Here is a 22,431-nt window from a genome sequence, read left to right on the forward strand (position 1 = left end):
TTTTATGTTAGAGACTTTTTCTTTATTGGGATTTGATTTTAAATAAGTTATTTTTGACCCTCTATTTACTGTATTTATGAGCGAAATAAGACACAATTGGACAAAAGAGGAAATCCTTGATATTTATAATAAACCTTTAATGGAATTATTATATGATGCTGCGACTATACATCGTAAGAATCATAATCCAAATACAGTACAGGTCTCTACTTTATTGTCTATAAAAACAGGTGGTTGCCCAGAGGATTGTGGATATTGTCCACAAGCCGCTCGTTATCATACAGATATTGAAGGGAATGATTTAATGACTGTTTCGCATGTAAAGGCACAGGCTCTTAGGGCAAAAGCTTCAGGTAGTTCTAGAGTTTGTATGGGAGCAGCATGGCGTAATGTAAAAGACGGCCCAGAATTTGACCAAGTTTTGGAAATGGTACGCACTATCAACAAATTGGATATGGAAGTTTGTTGTACTTTGGGTATGCTTACAGAGAACCAAGCACATCGCTTGGCAGAAGCAGGCCTTTATGCCTACAACCATAATTTAGACACCTCGGAAGATTATTATAAAGATGTAATTTCTACCCGTGCTTTTGAAGATAGATTGGATACCATAGACAATGTTCGTAAAAGCAATGTAACCGTTTGTAGCGGGGGGATTATTGGTATGGGAGAACAACTGGAAGATCGTGCAGGAATGTTAGTAGCTCTTTCTACTTTAGACCCACAACCAGAATCAGTGCCAATCAATGCCTTGGTTGCTGTGGAAGGAACCCCAATGGAAGATATAGAACCTGTATCTATTTGGGATATGATACGTATGGTTGCCACAACTAGAATTGTGATGCCGGAAACCCAGGTGAGATTGTCTGCGGGAAGAACTGAAATGAGCAGAGAAGGTCAGGCCATGTGCTTTTTTGCCGGGGCTAATTCTATTTTTGCCGGGGATAAACTTTTGACCACGCCAAATCCAGATGTAAATGAGGATATGGAAATGTTTAGACTGTTGGGTCTAAACCCTCAAAAACCATTCACTAAAATTTCTCAGCCCAAAACTGTTGAAGCCGAGGATTCCAAACTTTCTTCACTCGGTGAAAAACCTAGATGGACTAGGCCAGAACATACTATTGAGCGTAACGAAATTGCCAAAGAAAAGGCAAGAATTACAGACTAAGCCTACATCTATAAGAAAATTTTATGACTTTATATTGTTGTGTTTTATAACTTTGAAAGTTAACAACAATATACTTGGTATTGAACTTACAGGAAATCCCAAGGGTTAAAACCCTTTCCAAAACGGACTTTATCAATGACTATTTTAAACCACAAAAACCTGTGGTTATGGAAGAGTCTATAAAGGACTGGCCTGCATATTCCAAATGGAATTTGGATTATATGAAATCTGTGGCCGGGGATAAAACAGTTCCATTATACGATGATAGACCCGTAGATTATAGGGATGGTTTTAATCAGGCGCATGCTTCCATGAAAATGACTGATTATATAGAGTTGCTTAAAAGCGAACCTACCAAATACCGTATTTTTTTATGGAATATTATTAAAGAAGTTCCAGAACTTCAAAAAGATTTTGAATACCCAGATTTTGGATTGAGACTTTTAAAAAGTGTACCCATGCTTTTTTTTGGAGGCTCTAATTCTCATACGTTTATGCACTATGATATAGATTTGGCAAACATTTTTCATTTTCATTTTGAAGGAACCAAGGAGTGTATTTTGTTTCCCCAAACTGAAAATAAATTTTTATACAAAATACCACATTCATTAATTACACACGAGAGTATAAATTTCTCAAACCCTAGTTTTAATAAGTGGCCAGCATTAAAACAAGCCAATGGATACAAAACGAAACTGGAGCATGGCGAAGTCTTATATATGCCGGAAGGTTATTGGCACCATATGAAGTATCTTACCCCCGGATTTTCTATGAGTTTGCGTGCAATTGCTCGAAATCCTAAAAACATTGGAAAAGCATTTTACAATATAATTCTAATGCGTAACTACGATAATTTAATGAGAAGGATTAAGGGTCAAATATGGATAGATTGGAAAAATGAACAAGCAATTAAAAGAACCAATAAAAACTTGTTTTAATTAATAAGTTCTTTAATCTTATCATAGACTAAATGACTTTCCCATCCTCGGTAGAGCAAATAATCTGCTAATTTCTTTTTCCTTTTTTGGGTATTGGTTTCCCTTATCTGTTGTAATCTTTTTTTAGAAAGAGAATCAAGTGTGTTTATATATACATCTTCATCAATTTCTTGCAAGGCATTTTTAATATTGTATATGGAGATATTTCTTTTTTTTAATTCTAATACAATTCTATTTTTACCCCATTTTTTAATGTTGAACTTGCCTCTGGCATAGCTTCTGGCAAAACGCTCTTCATTAAGGTAGTTCTCTTTTAGTAGATGAGCTATAATATGGCCTATTGCTTCGGGAATCATTTTCATTTCTCTAAGCTTATTCTCAACTTCTTTATGACAGCGTTCTTGGTAGGCACAATAACCTTCTATTTTTATTATAGCTTCTGTTAGAGTAAAATTGATTTTTGAATTCAATATGGTAGTTGTAAATATAATTTAGCTTGTGTTAATGGGTAAGATAGCTAAATAAAAACCCAATTATAACACCTATAATCATAAGACCTACTATAATTGCGATTAGTAGTGAAAGGAATATGATTAACTTTAGGACACTATTCCAAAAACTTAGTTTATATAGCCTGCCGTATGAATAGGAATAGTAAAACACAATAATTGGAATATTTATATAATAGAAAAGAGGATGAATTAGAATAGATAAAAGAAATAAAAAGGTTGCAGATAAAAAGCCTAATCCCTGAATATATGAATTAATAACTAGGTGTTCACCATAATTAAAAGGTTTTCTATAAACTATAAATGCTAATAACGCATATATGGGAATATTCAGATAGGAAAATATATTTAAATACTTAAGCATGAATCCTGTAGATTTGTCTGAAGTCTCCCTCATCTTTTGCTGAAATTCTTCATTGGCAAAGCTTTCACCAAAATTTTCTACATACCATTCTATTTGACTTTCATTTGCTTCTTTTGTAATATTCATAAAATTATCAGAGAATGTATTAAAAACAAAAACAACAATCGCCAACCCTATTGTTAGGAAAGCAAAGGGATTCATATAGCGTTTTCTAGTACCATTTATATATTCCTCAAATATTTTTTTTGGCTTTAGGATTAGAGTTTTTATGGTTACATAAAATTTATTGTCCCAGCCAAAAGCATTTACAAAAGCATCGGAGAGTAAATTCTTTACAGTGATTCTGTCATCTATAATTTTTGCGCCACATTTACTGCAGAAGAGTGTCGTTTTAGATAGTTGGGATTCACAATTTTTACAAGTCATGGAAGTTGGTTATGCTTTAAATTTAAAAAGAAAGTTCAATAAACAAAAAAAGCGACTCCGTTTCCGAAGTCGCTTTTTTTAATATATAGTTTTACCGTCTTTATTCTTAAAACGATATTCAAGATACGTATATGCATCCCTAGGCTGTACTTTAATCCATTTTTTATGTTCCAAGTACCACTTGAAACGTATGGATGGAAAACCTTTGGTTAGGTATGCTGCTATAAATGGATGAATATTTAATGTTATTCCATTTTTATCTGCAGGTCCTTTAAGTAATTTTTCCAGATCAGAATTTATTTTATCTATTAAAACAATTGGAGCCTCTACCTCTTGGCCGCTGCCATTTGGATTTTCCTCACTTGTTTTAATATTCATCTCTGGGCGTACCCTTTGTCTAGTAATCTGTATAAGTCCAAACTTACTTGGAGGTAGTATTTTGTGTTTGGCTCTGTCATCTTTCATCTCATTCTTAAGATGGTCAAACAGTTTTCTTCTATGGTCTGGCTTAGTCATGTCAATAAAATCTACTACAATGATACCTCCCATATCACGCAAACGTAGTTGTCTTGCAATTTCTGAAGCTGCAAGTAGATTTACTTCCAAAGCTGTATCCTCTTGATTTTTAGCCTTATTAGATCGGTTGCCACTATTAACATCTACTACGTGTAGTGCTTCAGTATGTTCAATAATCAAATAAGCACCTTTACTCATGGTAGCTGTTCTACCAAAAGAGGTTTTAATTTGCCTTTCTATCCCAAATTTTTCAAAAATGGGAACAGAAGAATTATATAGTTTTACAATAGACTCTTTAGTTGGTGCAATCTCTTGCACATAATCTTTAATCTGGTCATAAAGCGTTTCATCATCTACATGAATTCCTGTAAAGGAATCATTAAAAACATCTCTAAGAATAGAAGAAGCTCTATTGAGTTCTACCATTGCTTTGTATGGATGGGGTGCTTTATACAATTTTTTACACATTGCTGTCCACTTGGACAACAAGTTTTCTAAATCTTTGTCCAGCTCTGCTACTTTTTTGCCTTCTGCAACTGTTCTAATGATAACTCCAAATCCTTTAGGCTTAATGCTTTTAACAAGCCTTTTTAACCTGTCTTTTTCTTCGTTGGATTCTATTTTTTGAGAAACAGAAACTCGGTCAGAAAAAGGGACCATTACTAAATAACGTCCTGCTAAGGATAGCTCGGAACTAATACGTGGTCCTTTTGTGGATATGGGTTCTTTAACAATTTGCACCAATAAAGATTGATTGGCTTTGATAGCATCATTTATGCTACCATTTTTATCAATATCTTTTTCAAATGGAAAATTTTTAAGGGAATAATCTTTTAGTTTCCCTGTACTCACGTTCTTAACGAACTTTAGCATTGAAGATAATTGCGGCCCAAGATCATGATAATGCAAAAAAGCATCTTTTTCATAACCTACATTTACAAATGCCGCATTAAGGCCAGTTACTGGCTTTCTAATTTTGGCAAGAAAAATATCACCAACTGAAAAGTTGTTGTTATCTTCTTCTTTATGCAATTCTGTGAGTTTTCCATCCTTTAATAAGGCAAAATCGACGGCTGTGGAACTAGATCTTACGATTAATTCTCTATTCACCTGAATCAATTTTTATTTATCCCAATGGCAATGCCATTCTTTTGGGACAAATAGATTAAACAATAGTTATTACAGGTTGTATAATAAAACCCGTCGAAATCCTTTTGAGGATTTCTATGTCAATGAACGTATTAAAATGAAAAAGTAGTTGTTACAACTACTTTTTCTTGTGACGGTTAGCTCTCCTACGCTTTTTGCGCTTATGGGTAGCTACCTTATGTCTTTTTCTTTTTTTACCACTCGGCATAAATGTTCTTTTTAATTATTATTTTACTTGTACGTTGCTCTTTACACCTTCAACAAATACCTTGGCAGGCTTAAATGCGGGAATGTTGTGAGCTGGTATTTTTATGGTAGTGTTTTTAGAAATATTCCTACCGGTTTTTTCTGCTCTTGTTTTGATAATAAAACTACCAAAACCTCTTAAATAAACATTATCACCACTTTCTAAAGAGGTTTTTACCTCTTCCATAAAAGATTCAACAGTTGCTTGTACATCTCCTTTTTCAATCCCCAATTTTTCAGAGATTTTCGTTACAATATCAGCTTTCGTCATTTTTTTAAAATAAATTTTCCGTATGTTTTTTTAGGGTTGCAAATATATAAATTAAATTGAATCTTTTATCCTAATGAACTAATTTTAAGTAATTAAACCACTACTTTTATCCATTATTGTTTTAATAATGTCTTTTTCTGAAAAAATAATATCATGGTATCTTCTTAATAAAAGGAATTTGCCATGGAGAAATACTAGAAATCCTTACAATATTTGGCTTTCAGAAATAATGCTACAACAGACTAGGGTTGATCAAGGAATGCCTTATTATCATAGGTTTATAAATAATTTTCCAACAGTGGGACATCTTGCAAATGCCAGTGAGGAAGAAGTTTTAAAACTATGGCAAGGATTAGGATATTATTCTAGAGCAAGAAATTTACATTTTACGGCTAAGACAATTGTAAATGATTATAATGGTGTCTTTCCCAAGACCTACAATGAGTTAATAAAGCTAAAAGGGGTTGGGGATTATACGGCAAGTGCAATTGCATCTTTCTGTTTTAATAAACCAGAGCCTGTTCTGGACGGAAATGTGTATAGAGTTTTAGCAAGATATTTTGGAATTAATATACCTATCAATAGCTCCAAAGGCAGTACCTATTTTAAGAAGTTTGCCAAAGAGGTCATGAGTGTTAAGAATATTAGGGACTACAATCAAGGTATAATGGAATTTGGGTCCCTTCAATGCGCTCCACAAAGCCCAAATTGCGACATTTGCCCTTTAAATAATGGTTGTGTAGCTCTTAGGGAAAACAGTATTAAAAACTTGCCAGTGAAGTTGAAGAAGGTAAAAGTAAGAAATAGATATTTTAACTATTTGGTAGTACTGGACAATGATTATAGGACAATATTTAATAAAAGAGAAGGCAAAGGTATATGGCGGAATTTGTTTGAATTTCCTTTGTTGGAAACCGAAAAGGAAATTAATTTAGAGGAAGTAAAAAAAGAAATGGGACAAGTAATTAATACAAAGAATGGCTCGGAAGTATTTTTACATAATGAACGGCCAATAGTCCATAAACTTTCTCATCAACATTTACACACTAAATTTTGGATAGTAAAAACGGAAGTAAATGGTGAGGGAGTTAAGTTTTCTGAACTAGAAAAATATCCTGTACCAGTTTTAATTGCTGACTTTATAAAAGCATTTAAAATTTAGTATTTTTGATTTAAGATAAAAGTTATGAGTGGAACATTGAATAAAGTGATGTTAATTGGGCATCTAGGAGACGAAGTTAAAATTCACTATTTTGAAGGTGGCAACTGTATTGCACGTTTTCCATTGGCAACTAACGAAACCTATACTAATAGGCAGACAGGAGAAAAAGTGACCAATACGGATTGGCACAACATAGTAGTGCGTAATAAGGCTGCGGAAATATGTGAAAAATATCTAAGCAAAGGAGATAAAATCTATGTGGAAGGCCGACTTAAAAACAGGCAATGGCAAGGAGAAGATGGTAATACTAGGTACACTACTGAAGTACATGTACAAGAGTTTACTTTTTTATCTACCAAAAAAGAAAGCCAAGCAAATGCCAGTTCTGGCGCACAACCACAAGAGCAGTCTCAGCAGTCTCCTGCAGCAGCTCCAAAAGCGCAACCACAACCTGTTAGTGAACCAGAACAGGATGATGATTTACCATTTTAGACAAATTAAAATTTAACTATTGGACCCAGACCCCCTTAGTTTGTTATTGTATTTTTCTGTTTTTGATGGCGCTTTTGCCTTTAAAACAATCATTTTAATAATTCTTTTGGTTTGTTCAGCTCTTATTTCTGGTGCTGAAGTGGCATTCTTTGGACTTTCTACCACAGATGTGAACGAATTAGAAGAGGAGAAGAAGGCCACTGGAAATATAGTGGTAAAACTTCTTGAAAAACCCAAAAAATTACTTGCTACTATTTTAATAGCCAATAATGCCATTAACATAGGAATTGTTCTTTTATTCAATTCTTTGGGTGATATATTGTTTTCAAATATCAATCATTATTTTTTTGGAATTATATCCGCTAGGTTTCTTTTAGAGGTTGTGGTTATCACTTTTCTAATATTAATGTTTGGTGAAATTTTACCTAAAATTTATGCTAATAGAAACAGAATCAGTTTTTCAAAATTTATGGCCTATCCCATAAAGATGTTGGATTTTGTTTTTTCACCTTTAAGTATGCCTATGCGCTCTGCAACTATTTTTATGCACGATAAATTGGGAAAACAAAAATCAAACTTAAGTGTGGATCACCTGTCCCAAGCATTGGAGCTTACCAATGAAGGGGATACTACAAAAGAAGAACAGAAAATTTTGGAAGGTATTGTTTCTTTTGGAAATACAGATACAAAGCAGGTAATGTGTCCAAGAATAGATATTTTTGCTTTAAGTGAGGGGATGAAATTTCCTGAAGTTCTCCAAGAAATAAAAAAGAATGGGTATTCCCGTATACCAGTTTTTTCTGAAAACATGGACAATGTTCTAGGAGTACTTTATGTAAAAGATCTTTTGCCATATATAGACCGCAAAACCTTTAATTGGATTTCTTTGATAAGGGACCCTTATTTTGTTCCAGAGAATAAAAAACTGGATGATTTATTGTTAGAATTTCAAGAAAAGAAAAACCATTTGGCCATTGTGGTGGATGAATATGGAGGTACTTCTGGAATAGTGACATTGGAGGATATTATTGAAGAAATAGTTGGGGATATTAGTGATGAGTTTGATGATGTAGACTTAGTATTTTCAAAATTGGATGAGTATAACTATGTTTTTGAAGGTAAAACCACGTTAAAAGATTTTTATAGGGTGGTGAAGATTGAAGATGAGGATGATTTTGAAGAGCAAAAAGGAGAATCTGAAACAATTGCTGGGTTTGTTTTAGAAATTGCCGGGAATTTTCCAAAAAGAGGGGAAACAATAAAATTTAAGAATTATAAGTTTATAGTTGAAAGCCTTGACAAAAAGAGACTGAAACAAATAAAAATCACTCTTCCAAATGCGTAACAAGTTTTTCTTCTTACTTATTTTCATTATCAATTTAGGAAGCTGTAAAGATGATGTATTGCCTAAACCAAAGGCCATGTTACGCTTGGACTATTCAAATGAAGCTACAAAGCATTTGGAAAGCGATTGTTATTACACCTTTGAGTACAACCAAATATCCAAGATTAAGGGCATAAACAATTGCTCTTTAACATTGGACTATCCTATGATGAAAGGGTCTATTTTTATTACTTACAAGGAAATAGAAAACAATTTGGAAACATTGTTGACCGATGCACAAAAGCTATCATACGAGCATGCCGTAAAAGCAGATAATATTACTGAACAGCCTTTTATCAATGAGGATGGTAAAGTTTATGGAATGTTTTATGAAGTAAAAGGGAATGCAGCATCACAAGCACAATTTTATGTTACGGACAGCATAAATCATTTTGTGACAGGCTCTCTATACTTTTACGCAAAACCCAATTACGATTCTATCTATCCAGCAGCAGTATATCTTCAAAAAGATATCCGCGGGATTATGGAAAGCTTAAGGTGGAAAGAATAACTATTCTTGCCCCAATAATGCTTCGGCTTGTTCTATACTCTTATTAATTTGCTCTTTAAGGGCATTTATTTTTTTTTCCTCTTCATTGAGCCATTCTTGTTTTTCAGCACTAAGCTCTTTGCCATTTAGAATTTCGTCAGAATCAAATCTATCACCAAATCCTTGCATCCAATCCATCATGGTCTTGTGGGAAGTTTGTAAATCTCTTTTGGCAGCTTCATATTTTAAACCAGTTTCTGTACTATCTGCCATATCATTTAATTTTCCCACTAGCTTACCAATTGTGCCCATTTTAGGCATTACCTCATCATGTACGGCCATTACTTGTTCCATTTGGGTAGGCCCTTCTTCTTTCTTTTTTTCTTGTTTACAAGAACTTATTTGAAATACTAAAACTATAAGTATAGAATATTTAAAAAACTTCATTTTTTTTTGATTTTAGAATATTGATTTTTTTTTGAGGTAAAAAGGTACAAACTAAATCCAGATAGAATGGTAAAAATTCCAAAAAACGAAAATGCCCTTAATAACAGGTTGTTAAAATTATCCCGTCCTTGATAATCCATTGTGTGGAGCATCCATAGAAAATCAAAAACTCGCCACTTATTATTTCTAAAAGTCTGTACATTGGCATGGTTCTTAGAGATATAAACAGTAGTATTTGCAGGTTTATCAAAAGTAACAGCGTAGGCTGGGAGAGGACGTTCACGATATTCATGATGACTTCCTGCTTCAGTCAGGTATTCCACTTTTTTAACTTTGGCACTAACCGTTAATTTATTTTTTGCCAGTTGCACGGCCTCTTCTTTTGTGGCAGGGTTTCTTTTTAATCCTGTAAGGGCATTGATAAGTACCACCTGTTTTTTTCCATTGGATATATATTGGAATTTATAATGTGACTCATTGAGAATATTGGTTAATTCAATAGAAATGATACTGTCCGAATGAGTCAAGTTTTTTTGAAGAAAATCACTTGGGGAAATGTATTCATGAGTTGAAGAAATTAAAGGCTCATCAGTTTTTAGGTTGTCCCCTCTTATTTCATCAATATTTGTCCAGCTGAAATAGAGCCCCCCTATAGTCCACAATAAAAATTGAATTCCGAGAATTACTCCAAAATAGCGATGTACTTTTCTATTTTTTTGTATAAGTTTTCGTTTGGTCATTTTTTTTGAATTTGAGACTTTTTTTAAGAGAAGAACAAAAATATAAAATTAAAAAGGGCACTTTTAAAAAGTGCCCTTTTTAATTAAAGATTATTTTTTTTATTCAAAATCAGCTGCACTTACCCCTTCGTTTACTTTAATTTCTTTTACAATAAAATCAAAAGTTTGTGGCCCCATGGTCTGGGTAAGCTTATATGGGAACTTAATACCAGAAACTTCTTGGTAATCATCTAAGGCCAAGGTCTGTGTCATTTGTTGTCCTTGCATTTCTAAAGTGTTTACTTCTTGTAATTTCAAACCTGTTTCAATATCATAGAAAGAGGTTTTGTTATCGGTTATTTTTAGCTTGTACGCTTTTTTATCACCCACAACCTCTATGCCCTCCAATGAGATTCCTCCCGCGGCTATCCATGTTAATTCTGGGAAAGGAGCGGATTCTTCCTTAATTTTCTGTAACTCTTCTTCAGAAAGGTCCTTGCGCTGCCCTTGCATCACCATATACCCCTTGTCGCCATCCAAAACTTGTTTGCTCATAGAATTACCCATCACTTTTACATCTTGCATAAATTGGTCCTGGGATGTTTTTTTCATTTCTAGCTCTAACTTCATTCCTTGCATTTCAGCTTCAGCCATCATTGAATAGGATTCTACTCCATTTAATTTATCTTTTCCACCAATGGATGCAACATATTTTTCTAAAACAGCAATAGCGGTTAACCCATCTGGAACAACAGCATTATAATTGGGCTTTTCTGTTTTCTCTGCTGTTTTATCATAATGTATAACGGGAACAGTCTTGCCCTTAAACTGTATTTTTTCTAAATTTTCAAGTACTTCACTTCCTTTACCAGTTACCACGACTCTTGCATTATCAGAAGAGAAATATTTTTTTGAAGCTTTTTGCACATCCTCTATAGTTACTGCATTGATGCGTTCCAAATAGGTTTTATAAAAATCTTTAGGTAGCCCTTCTGTTTCAATATTAAGTGCATAATTGGCAATAGTTTGTGGTCTTTCTAGTGCCATAACAAAACTACCAACATATTTTGCTTTGGCATTTGCCAATTCTTCCTCAGATACAGGCTCATTGATAATTTTATCTACTTCTTTTAAAATCTCTACAACAGAGCTATCTGTCACCATGTTTCTAACACTGGAAGAAGCACTAAAGGTAGATGGGCCATACTTGTCATTTCCTATTCTAGAATAGGACCCATAAGTATATCCTTTATCTTCCCTTAGATTTAAAAACAGCCTTGCTTGTGCCCCACCACCTAAAATTCTATTGGCCAATAAGGCATCTAAATAATCATCATCTTTCATTTTTAAATCCACCAAATTCTGAACAGAAATTTCTGATTGGACGGCATTTGGCATATCCACAAAATTAACCTGGGTGTATTGCGCCTGTGAAGGCTCAGAATAACTAAATGATGGCGGAACAGCTTTTGTCCAAGGAGTAAAATGATTGGTTATGAGTTCTTTTGCGCTATCAAAATCCACATCTCCAATAACTACCAAATACGCATTGGCAGGCACAAAATAATCCCGGTAAAATTGTTGTACATCTGTAAGGGTTACATTGTTCACTGTTTCCTCTGTCACAAACTCTCCTTTAGGATGGCTTTTACCATATGCCAAAGCACTTTGGACCCTATTGGCAATAGATGAAACATCTTTTTCTTGAGTTTTTAAGCCTGTTATTAATTTATCCTTCTCCTTGTCAAATTCTTCTTGAGTGAAATTGGGATTAATAGCTGCATCTGCCATTAATTCCAAAATTCTAGGAAAATATTTGGACAAACTGCTTGCAAAAGCACTTTGTGAACCAAAATTAATACGGGCTCCAAGGAAATCCACTTCCTCATTAAAATCGTCTTTGGAAATAGAGGTTGAACCATTACCGATTAAAGCACCAGTTAAAGAAGAAACTCCAGCTTTTTCACCTTCCAAAATTGGAGGGTTGTCAATGGTTAATTGGATTGAAACACGTGGCAATTTATGATTTTCAACAACCATAACTTTAAGCCCATTTTTAAGCTCAAAACTAACAGGCTCTTGTAAATTTATCTCTGGAGCTGGCCCCGGTTTGGGTTGTTGGCTCCGGTCTATCTGTGCGTGCGATACTGCCATAAACAAAGACAGTATGGTAAATAGGATATACTTTTTCATTTTAATTGGCATTTTGTTGTTCAGGTAAATATTCCAATTCTACCCTTTGATTTACGTTTAAATATTTGCTGGCAACCTCCTTTATTTCCTCGCGAGTGATAGATCTATAAATATCAATTTCGCTATTAATAAGGTTGGTGTTATCATAAAGCATATAATTTCTTGCCAAGGAATTTGCAATACCTTGAATACTGCTATTAGAGTTCACAAAATTGTTTTCAAACTTGTTCTGAAGTTTTTGATAATCTTTTTCAGAAATGAGTTCCGATTGCATTTTTGCAATTTCTTCATCTATTTCTTTTTTGATATCGTCTAATGAAGTTTCGCCAACGGGCAAAGCCCCTACAACATAGGCTCCATAATCTTCCTGTGACCCATTAAAGGCAAATACTTGAAGAGCCATTTTCTTTTCGTCCACCAACTTTTTATATAGTTTGGAACTTTTTCCATCACTTAAATATGTGGAGACCATATCCAGCACATAAGCATCCCTTTCGATTTGTGCTGGAGTTCTATATCCCATTAAAATTGCAGGAATTTGAATGTTAGAATCATGAAACTTTGTCTTTACGGTTTCAGTTATTGGGTCTTCAATAAAAGTATGTCTTTCAATATCCGCGCCTTTTGGGATGGGGCCAAAATAATCGGCAATCATTTTTTTGGTCTCGGCAACGTCTATGTCTCCAGCAACAACAAGTGCCGCATTATTGGGCACATAGTAGATTTTGTTGAAATCTTTAAAATCGTCTAAGGTTGCCGAAGCTAAATGTTCCAGGGAACCAATGGTCTGCCAACGATAAGGATGTTTTTTAAATAGGTTAATGAACATTTGCTCTCTCCATCTTCCATAAGGGGCATTGTCATAACGCAATCTGCGTTCTTCTTGCACCACTTCTTTTTGGGTGTCCACACCTATTTGATTGATAATGGAATGCATCATTCTTTCAGACTCCATCCAAAGTCCCAATTTTAAATTGTTAGATGGAAATACTTCATAATAATAGGTTCTATCCTGGGTTGTGTTGGCATTGTTGCTTCCTCCATTGGCAGAAACAATCTTAAACCAATCACCGCGTTCAATGTTCTTGGTACCTTCAAATAATAAATGTTCAAAAAAGTGAGCAAATCCTGTTTTTTCTGGATTTTCGTCTTTTGCACCAACATGGTACATTACTGCTGTAGTAACAACAGGGGCACCATTGTCCTGATGCAAAATTACATGGAGACCGTTGTCTAAATCATACTCCTCAAAAGCAACTTCTTGGGCAGATAGCAGCCCAAATGCAAAAAGTATGAAAAAGACGTAGTAGTTTTGTTTTTTCATTTTTTTAGTGTTTAAATTATTTATAACTATGAGTCCATTATAGCCAAAAAGTGTTACACGAATGTATATTTTTTATTGAATTATGGAAGAATTTCCCACGTCTTTAACAAGAATTTAAAAGAAAAAGGCTGTTTGCCTTATTATGAATTGAAAGAAGGCTTATTTTTTTGGACAAATTGCTTGTAGAATACGGAATTAGCAGTATATTTGCACCCGCCTATTGAAAAAAAATAGGTAGTTGTTTTAAATAAAAAAATACACATTTATGTATGCAATCGTAGAGATAGCAGGGCAGCAATTTAAAGTTGCAAAAGACCAAAAAGTGTATGTTCACCGTTTACAAGAAGACGAAGGAAACAAAGTTTCTTTTGATAACGTTCTTCTTATTGAAGATGGCAAGAGCATTACAATTGGCGCCCCAGCTATAGACGGAGCCGCTGTTGAGGCAAAAGTCGTTAAACACCTTAAAGGAGACAAAGTAATTGTCTTTAAGAAGAAAAGACGTAAAGGTTACAGAAAGAAAAATGGGCATCGCCAGTATTTAACCGAATTGGTTATTGAAGAGATTGTTGCTAAAGGAGCTAAGAAAGCTGCTCCTAAAGCAGAGCCTAAAAAAGAAGTTGCTCCAAAAGCTAAGGCTGCTGCGCCCAAGAAGGCTGCTCCTAAAAAAGAAGCTCCAAAGGCAACCGAGGATTTAAGCAAAAAGACAGTTGCTGAATTGAAAGAATTGGCAAAAGCAAAAGGAGTAGAATTAACATCTTCTATGAAGAAGGCTGATATTGTAGCTGCTTTAAGTAAATAAGAAAAACGAATAAAAACAATATATCATGGCACATAAAAAAGGTGTTGGTAGTTCTAAAAACGGTAGAGAGTCAGAATCGAAACGCTTAGGTGTTAAGATTTTTGGTGGACAAGCTGCCATTGCTGGAAATATCATAGTAAGACAACGTGGTACAAAACACAATCCAGGAGAGAATGTATATGCTGGTAAAGACCATACATTACATGCTAAAGTAGACGGCTTGGTAAAGTTTCAAAAGAAAGCTGGTGGAAAATCTTATGTTTCCATTGAGCCTTTTGAGGCATAAGAAACAGAATATTTAATTTGAAACCCTTTCCGTTCGGAAAGGGTTTTTTTGTTTTATGACCATATCTGTTACTTTAATGTTTCCAAAAGATTAAAAACTTCCAGTTTTCATATAAAAATCACATAAACTTCAAAATGAAATAACATTGAAAAAAGTTGATACATATACCTTGCGGGTTAGAATCAACAAACTCAATGAAAATGCAAAAAATTACAATATCCTTATTTAGTTACCTATTATTTACCTTATTTCTTTTTGCCCAAGAAGGAAACATTCAAGGAACTATTTCCGACGAAAATGGAATTTATGTTCCGGGGGCCAACGTTTTGGTTTCTAATTTAGGCAAAGGAGCAATTACCGATTTTGATGGTCGCTTTACCCTTGTTGGTGTCTCAGAAGGCAGCCATACCATTAGCATTTCTTATTTGGGATATGCAGATGTAGAACAGCAGGTAGAAGTCATTGCAGGAGAAACAATATCTGTTAAAATTATAATGGCTCCAAAAAGTTTGGAGCTGGAAGGGGTAGAAGTTATAGCCTATGGCTTAAGTGGTCAGTCTAGAGCCTTAAATACTCAAAAGACCAACTTAAATATTACCAATGTTGTTTCTACGGATCAAATTGGAAAATTTCCTGATGCTAACATAGGTGATGCTATAAAAAGAATTCCCGGAATTACTATGCAGGTAGATCAGGGTGAGGCTAGAAATATTATTGTTCGTGGACTATCACCACAATTGAATTCGGTTACTTTAAATGGCAGTAGAATTCCTTCAGCAGAAGGGGATAATAGAAATGTTCAAATGGATTTAATTCCGTCAGACATGATTCAGACAATAGAAGTGAATAAAGCGGTTACCCCAGATATGGATGCCGATGCATTGGGTGGTTCTGTAAACCTTATAACAAGGACAGCGCCACAAGGGTTTCGTTTATCTACAAATTTAGGGTCTGGAATTAATTTTATAACAGACAAAGCCATATTAAATGGTTCTTTCTTATTAGGAGACAGAAGTGAAGATGGTAAGTTTGGTTGGATGTTGTCTGCCTCTATGAATGATAATGATTTTGGTTCTGACAACGTTGAAGCTGAGTGGACCGATGAGTTTGAATATTATACAGGTGTAGACGATGAGGAGGGGGAACCCATATTAGATGAAGAAGATGTAAATCCTTACGCTAAAGAGTTCCAACAAAGAACATATTTGGTGCAACGTATAAGAAGAAGTTTTTTGGCAAATTTGGATTATCAATTTAATGCCAACAATAATATTTTTTTAAAGACCATGTATAACTGGAGAGATGATCGTGAAAATCGTTTTAGGGTAGAATATGAGATTCTAGATGGAGAGGATATAGGAGTAGGAGACTATAGCATAACTAATGGTATACCAACAAGATTTCCTGTAGAAATTAAAAGACAAACTAAAGGAGGGATTGATAGTGATAGGAACAAGAACCGCAGGTTAGAGGATCAGCGCATGCAGAATTATACCTTAGGAGGTAACCATTTAATGGGAAGTTTAAAAATTGATTGGATGGGCTCTTTTGCGAAAGCCTCAGAAGAACGATTGAATGAAAGATACGCTAGATATGAATCCGAATATATTATCAATAGCAATACAAATTCTGAATTTCCATTGTTTACAGCTGAAAATGCTGCAGATGCAAATGACTTAGCTAGTTTTGAGTTTGATGAAATTACAGAGGAAAATCAATATACAGAGGAAGAGGATATTAATTTCTTCTTGAATTTTGAAGTGCCTTCAGATTTCTTTGGTAAGGGAGATGGGTCAATTAAATTTGGAGCAAGAGGTAGGTTTAAAACCAAAACCAGAGACAATGATTTTTTTGAGTTTGATTTAGAAGATGATTTCCCCACTTTAGTGGCGGTGCCAACAAAAGATTATTCAGACCCAGATTATTTGGCGGGTAGCCAATACCAAGCAGGTTTGTATGCAAGTGAAGAATGGTTAGGAGGCTTAAATTTAACTGGAGGAGAACCTATCACAGATGAGTTTTTAAGGAAAAATTTTGATGTTGAAGAAAATGTCTGGGCGGCTTATGCTATGACCAATCAAAAATTATCTGATAAATTGGGAGTTCTATTCGGTTTTAGAGTAGAAAACACAAGTATTACGGCCACGGGTAATGAAATTGAAGATGAAGAAGACCTTATAGGTACCGTTACAGAAGAGAGTTCTTATACCAACTTTTTACCAGGCGTGCATTTTAAATATGACCTTAACAACCAGACTGTCTTTCGTTTTTCATGGACAAATACACTTGCAAGACCAAACTATGTGGATTTAACACCTACAGTAGATGTGGTTTTAGGAGATGAAGAAGTTTTTGTTGGTAATTCAGATTTGGACCCAACCACTTCAATGAACTTTGATTTAATGGCCGAGCACTATTTTAAAAGTGTAGGAATAGTATCTGGGGGGCTATTTTATAAGAGCATCAAAGATTTTATTTATGTTTTCCAAGGTGAGGTAGCGAACGACTCGTATGGGACTGGTACTACAGGATTTGATATTTTTCAACCAATGAATGGAGATGATGCATCAGTATTTGGTATTGAGGCAGCTTTTCAAAAACAGTTGGATTTCCTTCCAGGATTTGCCAAAAATTTCAGCCTATATCTAAATTACACTTATCTGACTTCAAGTGCTGATGGTATAAGAAATGAAGATGGAGATGAACGTACAGATTTAGACTTGCCAAACACAGCTCCAAATATGTTTAATGGTTCTCTAGGCTATGCAGACAAAAAATTTAGCGCCAGACTTTCTGCTAACTATTCAGATTCGTATATAGATGAAATAGGAGGGAATGCATTTGAGGATAGGTATTATGATGAGCAGTTTTTTATGGATTTTAATACAAGTTTTACAATCAATAAAAACTTACAAATTTATGCTGATATTAATAACATTACCAATCAGCCATTGCGCTATTTCCAAAGTGTGAAGGAACGTACACAACAAGTTGAATATTATGGACAAAGATTTACTTTTGGACTTAAATATGACTTGTTTAAAAAATAACAGACCTTTAATAAGGTTCAAAAATTGTCTAGACCCTTAAGTGTCTGAGGGAGACGATTTTTGTTTTTAATATTTAGAAAAAATGAGAGTACTTATTATTTTTATAATAATTATAGTAACAGGTTGCAATAGAAATAGTCTACCTGCGATTTCGCCAACCCTAATTACTGAAAACACATTGAATGATACTGATGATCCAGCCATTTGGATTAATCCCGATGATGCATCAAAAAGCATTGTTTTTGGCACCGATAAAGAAACCAATGGAGCCATTTATGCCTTTGATTTGGATGGAAAAATTATTGAAGAGAAAATAATTAGGAATATAGAGCGACCTAACAATGTGGATGTGGAATATGGATTTAAATTGAATGATTCCATAACTGTTGATGTTCTAGTTTTTACGGAAAGGGAAAAACAACAAATTCGTCTTTTTTCCGTCCCAGATATGCAACCCTTGGACGGTGGTGGTTTTTCTGTTTTCGATGATGAACCTCAGCTAGAAAATAAACTTCCCATGGGTGTTAGTTTGTATAAATCTCCTAAGGATAGTAGTGTTTATGCCATTGTTGGAAGAAAAATAGGTCCAGCAGACAATTATTTGTATCAATATGCATTCCATTCGGACAGTCTTGGGGTAAATGCCAAATTGATTCGAAAGTTTGGAAAGTTCAGTGGTAAGAAGGAAATAGAAGCCATTGCTATAGATGATGAATTAGGTTATGTTTATTATTCTGATGAACAACACTGTATTAGAAAATACTATGCAGAACCTTCTATGGGAAATAATGAGTTGAGTTGTTTTGGTGGTGAGTTTTTTAAAAAGGATATAGAGGGAATAGCAATAGCTAACTATCCCAATGGGGAAGGCTTTATTATTGTATCAGACCAACAAGAAGGGCAATTCAATATTTTTTCTAGAAGGGACAATACATTTGTTAAGGCCATAAACCTTTCCACTTTGGAAACTGATGGTTGTGATATGGTAACGGTTTCTTTGGGAGTTAATTTTCCAAATGGTCTTTTTGTGGCAATGAACGATGAGAAAAATTTTTATTTTTATGATTTAGATAAATTAGATTTAAAGTAATTTATCTGCAACTTCTTGCCACGTATTTACCCGTTCAAAATCTGTTTCATGAATGTTATGACCAGAAGTAAATAGAAGTGGCCTGCCCTCAAAATGTTCTAAATTGTAGCTGCGGTCATCAATTAGGACATCTCCCCTTAAAATAAATTTATGGCCGCATAGAATACGTTTTGTCCAATCTATAAAAGGAAAATATTTGTCCAACCAATCACTTTTTTCTTTTAATGAGTTAGGAAACTGCATAGCTGCAGACGCAATATACAGTTCATGCATTGCTGATAGTTCCCTCATTACTTCTTGACTGTCTTTTATGGGTTTTAGGTCCTTAAAAAAACCAATGTTATTAGCATGGTTGCGAACGCTGGCATGTCTTTCTTCTGGTACAACCTGCCATACTTCTTTGCCCCAGCATTCCTTAACTGTCAAATTCTCATTAAAGTCCTTATTATAAATTTCTACATGGGCACCGTAGGTATCGGCAATTACCTCATCCATATCAACAAAAATAGTCATAGCATCAAATTTTAAACGAAGTTCTGAAAAACAACAGGATTATGGAAGAATTGGCGACCCATATTTCTTTATTTCCCTAAAAGTAGCATGTAAGCTTATAATTGGTTGGACTTGCTCTCAAGACTGATTTAATTTTATATTTTTAGTGCTCTGTTAACAATACTTCAATATGAAAAGAACGATTTTAATATTCGCAGTAATTTTATTGTTATCCTGTATAAAAGAAAAGGAATATCAAATAGGACAGATACAAACTCCAATGGGAGAGATTTTGGTATGGCTGTACAATGAAACCCCAATGCACAAAGCAAGTTTTATACAACTGGCAAATGATGAATATTGGGATTCTTTGACCTTTAACAGGGTTATTCCAGATTTTGTGGCACAAGGTGGTTGTCCCGATACTCCTGAGGGGTTCAATGATCCGGAGTATTTGTTGGAACCAGAATTCAACGAATCTCTTTTGCACGAATATGGCGCTTTGGGTGCTGGCAGGGATGGTAATCCGGACAAACTTTCAGCTCGGTGTCAATTTTACATTGTACAGAATAAAGACGGATTGCATCGGTTAGATGGTGATTATACCGTATTTGGAAAAGTTATAAAAAGGATGGATGTTATTGATGCCATTGTAAATGTGGAAAGAGATTCCACAAATACACCTTTAACACCAATTACTTTGGATGTTAATATAATTTCCATAAAAGAAACCGATTTAAAAGAATTGTACCCAGATTTTGAATAATTTTAAAGACGATAGTATAAAAAAGCCCTTCAAAATTTTGAAGGGCTTTACTTTGTTCAAGACCCTGAAACCAGTTCAGGGGGACGGTTCTTAATACCTATAATATTCCGGTTTAAATGGGCCTTTTACAGTAACGCCAATATATTCTGCTTGGTCCTCACGTAATTCTGTAAGCTCTACACCAATTTTTGCCAAATGTAGTTTTGCTACTTTTTCGTCCAAATGTTTTGGTAGCATATAAACCTCATTTTTATAGGCATCTCTATTGGTCCATAGCTCCAATTGAGCCAATGTTTGGTTCGTAAAGGAGTTGCTCATTACAAAACTAGGATGTCCTGTGGCGCAACCCAAATTTACCAAACGACCTTCTGCCAAAAGAATAATATCGTTCCCGTTGATGTTGTACTTGTCAACCTGTGGTTTAATTTCCACTTTTTTGGAATTTGCATTCAACCAAGCTACATCAATCTCATTATCAAAATGGCCAATGTTACAGACAATGGTCTTGTCTTTCATGGCTTCAAAATGTTTTCCTTGTACAATATCCTTGTTTCCAGTTGTGGTGATTACCACATCAGCATTCCCAACTATGGTTTCCAATCTTTTTACCTCAAATCCATCCATGGCTGCTTGTAAAGCACAAATTGGGTCGATTTCTGTAACGGTTACAATACTGCCGGCTCCTTTAAAAGAAGCAGCTGTACCTTTTCCTACATCACCATACCCACAAACTACTACACGTTTCCCAGCCAACATAACATCTGTTGCGCGGCGAATGGCATCCACTGCACTCTCCCGACATCCGTATTTATTATCAAATTTAGATTTGGTAACACTATCATTCACATTAATGGCCGGCATAGGTAATGTTCCAGCTTTCATACGGTCATACAAACGGTGAACGCCTGTTGTGGTCTCTTCACTTAAACCATTGATTCCCTGTGCCAACTCTGGGTATTTGTCCAATACCATATTGGTAAGATCACCACCATCATCCAGAATAAGATTTAAAGGTTGTCTATCCTCACCAAAGAACAATGTTTGCTCAATACACAAATCAAACTCTTCTTCGGTCATTCCTTTCCATGCATACACAGGAATACCAGCAGCAGCTATGGCAGCAGCAGCATGATCTTGGGTAGAAAATATATTACAAGAACTCCAAGTAACATCTGCACCAAGGGCAACCAATGTTTCAATTAAAACAGCTGTTTGTATTGTCATGTGCAGACAACCTGCAATACGAGCACCTTTTAAAGGTTGTGATGCACCATATTCATCACGTAAAGACATAAGACCTGGCATTTCAGCTTCGGCTAACTCAATCTCTTTTCTTCCCCATTCAGCAAGGGTAATATCTTTTACTTTATATGGTATGTATGGGATAGTTTCTGTACTCATATCCTTTTTTATTTTTACTTTCGTTGTTCTCTATGATTTTCACCAGAAAATAGTGACTGCAAAGGTAACAATAAGTTAAATATTCCCATGCCTCTTTATAAAACTATAACGGTATTACCAACAATTAAGGTTTACATCTGGAAGATTGAAGAAACAGAGGCGGTACTTTCTAAAAATATAGCTTTAACTCCTCACTGTCAAGATCGTTTTAATGGGATGAAGTCGGAAATGCATAGAAAAGGCTTTCTTAGCATACGTCATTTATTAGCAGAAGCGGGCTATACAGATTTTGATTTGTTTTATGATGCTGCTGGAAAACCCCACTTAAAAGATGGAAAGTTTATTTCTATAACGCACTCTAGGCATTTTACGGGTATCATAGTTGCAGATGAGGATGAAGTAGGAATAGATATTGAAAAACAACGAGATAAAATTTTAACAATAGCTCATAAATTTACTCCTATTGATGAGTACAGAACTTTGGCAAATACGGATGCAATTATTCGTAAACTGACCATGGTTTGGGGTGCAAAGGAATCTCTTTATAAAATATATTCTACCCATGGATTAAGCTTTTTACAACATATTAATGTGAATGATTTTTCTTTGGATGATGAAATGACAACGGCAGAAATTCTTTATAAAGGAGTAGCCTCTTTATACAAAGTCTATTTTGTGGAGTTTGAAGATTTCACCTGTGTGTATGCTATTTTAAATAGTGATTAAGGAGTAGTTTAAATAAA

At 34.7% G+C, this 22,431-nt stretch carries 22 protein-coding genes; 12 read left to right on the plus strand and 10 right to left on the minus strand.

All coding sequences use genetic code 11. The features are described from left to right. Positions 1-76: 76 nt before the first annotated feature. The gene (gene bioB, locus AC000W_RS01945; protein WP_474745567.1) at positions 77-1,171 is read left to right on the plus strand and encodes a biotin synthase BioB; all 1,095 of its coding nucleotides are present in this window, start codon (positions 77-79) and stop codon (positions 1,169-1,171) included. A gap of 74 nt (positions 1,172-1,245) precedes the next feature. After that, a complete protein-coding gene (locus tag AC000W_RS01950) occupies positions 1,246-2,109 on the plus strand; it encodes a cupin-like domain-containing protein (protein WP_474745569.1) in 864 nt (287 codons plus the stop codon). Here the strand turns inward: AC000W_RS01950 and AC000W_RS01955 are convergent. The 4 genes from AC000W_RS01955 to AC000W_RS01970 all read right to left on the minus strand — a co-directional run bounded on the left by AC000W_RS01955 (position 2,106) and on the right by AC000W_RS01970 (position 5,605). Next, positions 2,106-2,579 (minus strand): regulatory protein RecX, encoded by a 474-nt coding sequence (locus tag AC000W_RS01955; protein ID WP_474745570.1) that lies wholly within the window; start codon positions 2,577-2,579, stop codon positions 2,106-2,108. The two genes, AC000W_RS01950 and AC000W_RS01955, sit on opposite strands and share 4 nt — an antisense overlap. A gap of 31 nt (positions 2,580-2,610) precedes the next feature. Continuing rightward, entirely contained in the window at positions 2,611-3,408 is a 798-nt protein-coding gene (locus AC000W_RS01960) for a DUF3667 domain-containing protein (RefSeq protein WP_474745572.1), read from the minus strand. A gap of 78 nt (positions 3,409-3,486) precedes the next feature. Beyond that, positions 3,487-5,034 carry an Rne/Rng family ribonuclease gene (locus tag AC000W_RS01965; RefSeq protein ID WP_474745573.1) on the minus strand — a complete coding sequence of 516 codons (1,548 nt, stop codon included), beginning with the start codon at positions 5,032-5,034 and terminating at the stop codon, positions 3,487-3,489. Between the two features lie 265 nt (positions 5,035-5,299). Further along, complete coding sequence (locus AC000W_RS01970; protein WP_474745805.1) at positions 5,300-5,605, minus strand: HU family DNA-binding protein; 306 nt, start codon at positions 5,603-5,605, stop codon at positions 5,300-5,302. 112 nt (positions 5,606-5,717) lie between these two features. Here AC000W_RS01970 and mutY point away from each other — a divergent pair, with 112 nt between their 5' ends. The 4 genes from mutY to gldD are packed head-to-tail and all read left to right on the plus strand — an operon-like array spanning position 5,718 to position 9,139. Continuing rightward, on the plus strand, positions 5,718-6,752 hold the full coding sequence (mutY, locus tag AC000W_RS01975) for an A/G-specific adenine glycosylase (RefSeq protein WP_474745575.1): 1,035 nt from the start codon (positions 5,718-5,720) through the stop codon (positions 6,750-6,752). A 24-nt stretch (positions 6,753-6,776) separates the two neighbouring features. Further along, on the plus strand, positions 6,777-7,244 hold the full coding sequence (locus tag AC000W_RS01980; RefSeq protein ID WP_474745577.1) for a single-stranded DNA-binding protein: 468 nt from the start codon (positions 6,777-6,779) through the stop codon (positions 7,242-7,244). Between the two features lie 19 nt (positions 7,245-7,263). Further along, complete coding sequence (locus AC000W_RS01985; protein WP_474745578.1) at positions 7,264-8,589, plus strand: gliding motility-associated protein GldE; 1,326 nt, start codon at positions 7,264-7,266, stop codon at positions 8,587-8,589. Continuing rightward, complete coding sequence (gene gldD / locus AC000W_RS01990; RefSeq protein ID WP_474745580.1) at positions 8,582-9,139, plus strand: gliding motility lipoprotein GldD; 558 nt, start codon at positions 8,582-8,584, stop codon at positions 9,137-9,139. The genes AC000W_RS01985 and gldD overlap by 8 nt, the downstream gene beginning before the upstream one ends. Here the strand turns inward: gldD and AC000W_RS01995 are convergent, their stop codons facing one another. From AC000W_RS01995 to AC000W_RS02010, 4 genes are all read right to left on the minus strand, one after another. Continuing rightward, the gene (locus AC000W_RS01995; protein ID WP_474745581.1) at positions 9,140-9,565 is read right to left on the minus strand and encodes a hypothetical protein; all 426 of its coding nucleotides are present in this window, start codon (positions 9,563-9,565) and stop codon (positions 9,140-9,142) included. Further along, positions 9,562-10,305 carry a hypothetical protein gene (locus AC000W_RS02000; RefSeq protein WP_474745583.1) on the minus strand — a complete coding sequence of 248 codons (744 nt, stop codon included), beginning with the start codon at positions 10,303-10,305 and terminating at the stop codon, positions 9,562-9,564. Before AC000W_RS02000 ends, AC000W_RS01995 begins: the two co-directional genes overlap by 4 nt. A 99-nt stretch (positions 10,306-10,404) precedes the next feature. After that, positions 10,405-12,477, minus strand: coding sequence for a M16 family metallopeptidase (locus AC000W_RS02005; RefSeq protein ID WP_474745585.1), 2,073 nt, complete (start codon positions 12,475-12,477; stop codon positions 10,405-10,407). A gap of 1 nt (position 12,478) precedes the next feature. Next, complete coding sequence (locus AC000W_RS02010) at positions 12,479-13,801, minus strand: M16 family metallopeptidase (RefSeq protein ID WP_474745587.1); 1,323 nt, start codon at positions 13,799-13,801, stop codon at positions 12,479-12,481. A 265-nt stretch (positions 13,802-14,066) separates the two neighbouring features. On the opposite strand from AC000W_RS02010, the gene rplU reads away from it, so the two are divergent. The 4 genes from rplU to AC000W_RS02030 all read left to right on the plus strand — a co-directional run bounded on the left by rplU (position 14,067) and on the right by AC000W_RS02030 (position 19,029). Then, complete coding sequence (gene rplU, locus AC000W_RS02015; protein WP_474745589.1) at positions 14,067-14,603, plus strand: 50S ribosomal protein L21; 537 nt, start codon at positions 14,067-14,069, stop codon at positions 14,601-14,603. Between the two features lie 25 nt (positions 14,604-14,628). Beyond that, positions 14,629-14,889: a 50S ribosomal protein L27 gene (gene rpmA, locus AC000W_RS02020; RefSeq protein WP_072765151.1), complete on the plus strand. Its 261-nt coding sequence runs from the start codon at positions 14,629-14,631 to the stop codon at positions 14,887-14,889. A 200-nt stretch (positions 14,890-15,089) separates the two neighbouring features. After that, positions 15,090-17,939 (plus strand): TonB-dependent receptor, encoded by a 2,850-nt coding sequence (locus AC000W_RS02025; protein WP_474745591.1) that lies wholly within the window; start codon positions 15,090-15,092, stop codon positions 17,937-17,939. A gap of 82 nt (positions 17,940-18,021) precedes the next feature. Next, the gene (locus AC000W_RS02030; RefSeq protein ID WP_474745593.1) at positions 18,022-19,029 is read left to right on the plus strand and encodes a phytase; all 1,008 of its coding nucleotides are present in this window, start codon (positions 18,022-18,024) and stop codon (positions 19,027-19,029) included. Here AC000W_RS02030 and AC000W_RS02035 read toward each other — a convergent pair. Next, positions 19,021-19,542, minus strand: coding sequence for a 5' nucleotidase, NT5C type (locus AC000W_RS02035; RefSeq protein WP_474745595.1), 522 nt, complete (start codon positions 19,540-19,542; stop codon positions 19,021-19,023). The two genes, AC000W_RS02030 and AC000W_RS02035, sit on opposite strands and share 9 nt — an antisense overlap. A 169-nt stretch (positions 19,543-19,711) precedes the next feature. On the opposite strand from AC000W_RS02035, the gene AC000W_RS02040 reads away from it, so the two are divergent. Next, positions 19,712-20,287 (plus strand): peptidylprolyl isomerase, encoded by a 576-nt coding sequence (locus tag AC000W_RS02040; RefSeq protein ID WP_474745597.1) that lies wholly within the window; start codon positions 19,712-19,714, stop codon positions 20,285-20,287. Positions 20,288-20,377: 90 nt separating this feature from the next. On the opposite strand, the gene ahcY is transcribed toward AC000W_RS02040, so the two are convergent. After that, entirely contained in the window at positions 20,378-21,688 is a 1,311-nt protein-coding gene (gene ahcY, locus AC000W_RS02045) for an adenosylhomocysteinase (RefSeq protein WP_474745599.1), read from the minus strand. Positions 21,689-21,775: 87 nt separating this feature from the next. Between ahcY and AC000W_RS02050 the strand changes: the two genes are divergently transcribed. After that, on the plus strand, positions 21,776-22,414 hold the full coding sequence (locus AC000W_RS02050) for a 4'-phosphopantetheinyl transferase family protein (RefSeq protein ID WP_474745601.1): 639 nt from the start codon (positions 21,776-21,778) through the stop codon (positions 22,412-22,414). The last annotated feature ends 17 nt before the right edge of the window (positions 22,415-22,431 follow it).

The organism is Saonia sp., from assembly GCF_056326165.1.

Bases quoted from the DNA above. Each gene is read 5' to 3' on its own strand.
- bioB (WP_474745567.1), top strand. From the start codon at position 77: ATGAGCGAAATAAGACACAATTGGACAAAAGAGGAAATCCTTGATATT.
- AC000W_RS01960 (WP_474745572.1), bottom strand. From the start codon at position 3,408: ATGACTTGTAAAAATTGTGAATCCCAACTATCTAAAACGACACTCTTC.
- mutY (WP_474745575.1), top strand. From the start codon at position 5,718: ATGTCTTTTTCTGAAAAAATAATATCATGGTATCTTCTTAATAAAAGG.
- AC000W_RS01980 (WP_474745577.1), top strand. From the start codon at position 6,777: ATGAGTGGAACATTGAATAAAGTGATGTTAATTGGGCATCTAGGAGAC.
- gldD (WP_474745580.1), top strand. From the start codon at position 8,582: ATGCGTAACAAGTTTTTCTTCTTACTTATTTTCATTATCAATTTAGGA.
- AC000W_RS01995 (WP_474745581.1), bottom strand. From the start codon at position 9,565: ATGAAGTTTTTTAAATATTCTATACTTATAGTTTTAGTATTTCAAATA.
- AC000W_RS02000 (WP_474745583.1), bottom strand. From the start codon at position 10,305: ATGACCAAACGAAAACTTATACAAAAAAATAGAAAAGTACATCGCTAT.
- AC000W_RS02005 (WP_474745585.1), bottom strand. From the start codon at position 12,477: ATGAAAAAGTATATCCTATTTACCATACTGTCTTTGTTTATGGCAGTA.
- AC000W_RS02010 (WP_474745587.1), bottom strand. From the start codon at position 13,801: ATGAAAAAACAAAACTACTACGTCTTTTTCATACTTTTTGCATTTGGG.
- rplU (WP_474745589.1), top strand. From the start codon at position 14,067: ATGTATGCAATCGTAGAGATAGCAGGGCAGCAATTTAAAGTTGCAAAA.
- rpmA (WP_072765151.1), top strand. From the start codon at position 14,629: ATGGCACATAAAAAAGGTGTTGGTAGTTCTAAAAACGGTAGAGAGTCA.
- AC000W_RS02025 (WP_474745591.1), top strand. From the start codon at position 15,090: ATGCAAAAAATTACAATATCCTTATTTAGTTACCTATTATTTACCTTA.
- AC000W_RS02030 (WP_474745593.1), top strand. From the start codon at position 18,022: ATGAGAGTACTTATTATTTTTATAATAATTATAGTAACAGGTTGCAAT.
- AC000W_RS02035 (WP_474745595.1), bottom strand. From the start codon at position 19,542: ATGACTATTTTTGTTGATATGGATGAGGTAATTGCCGATACCTACGGT.
- AC000W_RS02040 (WP_474745597.1), top strand. From the start codon at position 19,712: ATGAAAAGAACGATTTTAATATTCGCAGTAATTTTATTGTTATCCTGT.
- ahcY (WP_474745599.1), bottom strand. From the start codon at position 21,688: ATGAGTACAGAAACTATCCCATACATACCATATAAAGTAAAAGATATT.
- AC000W_RS02050 (WP_474745601.1), top strand. From the start codon at position 21,776: ATGCCTCTTTATAAAACTATAACGGTATTACCAACAATTAAGGTTTAC.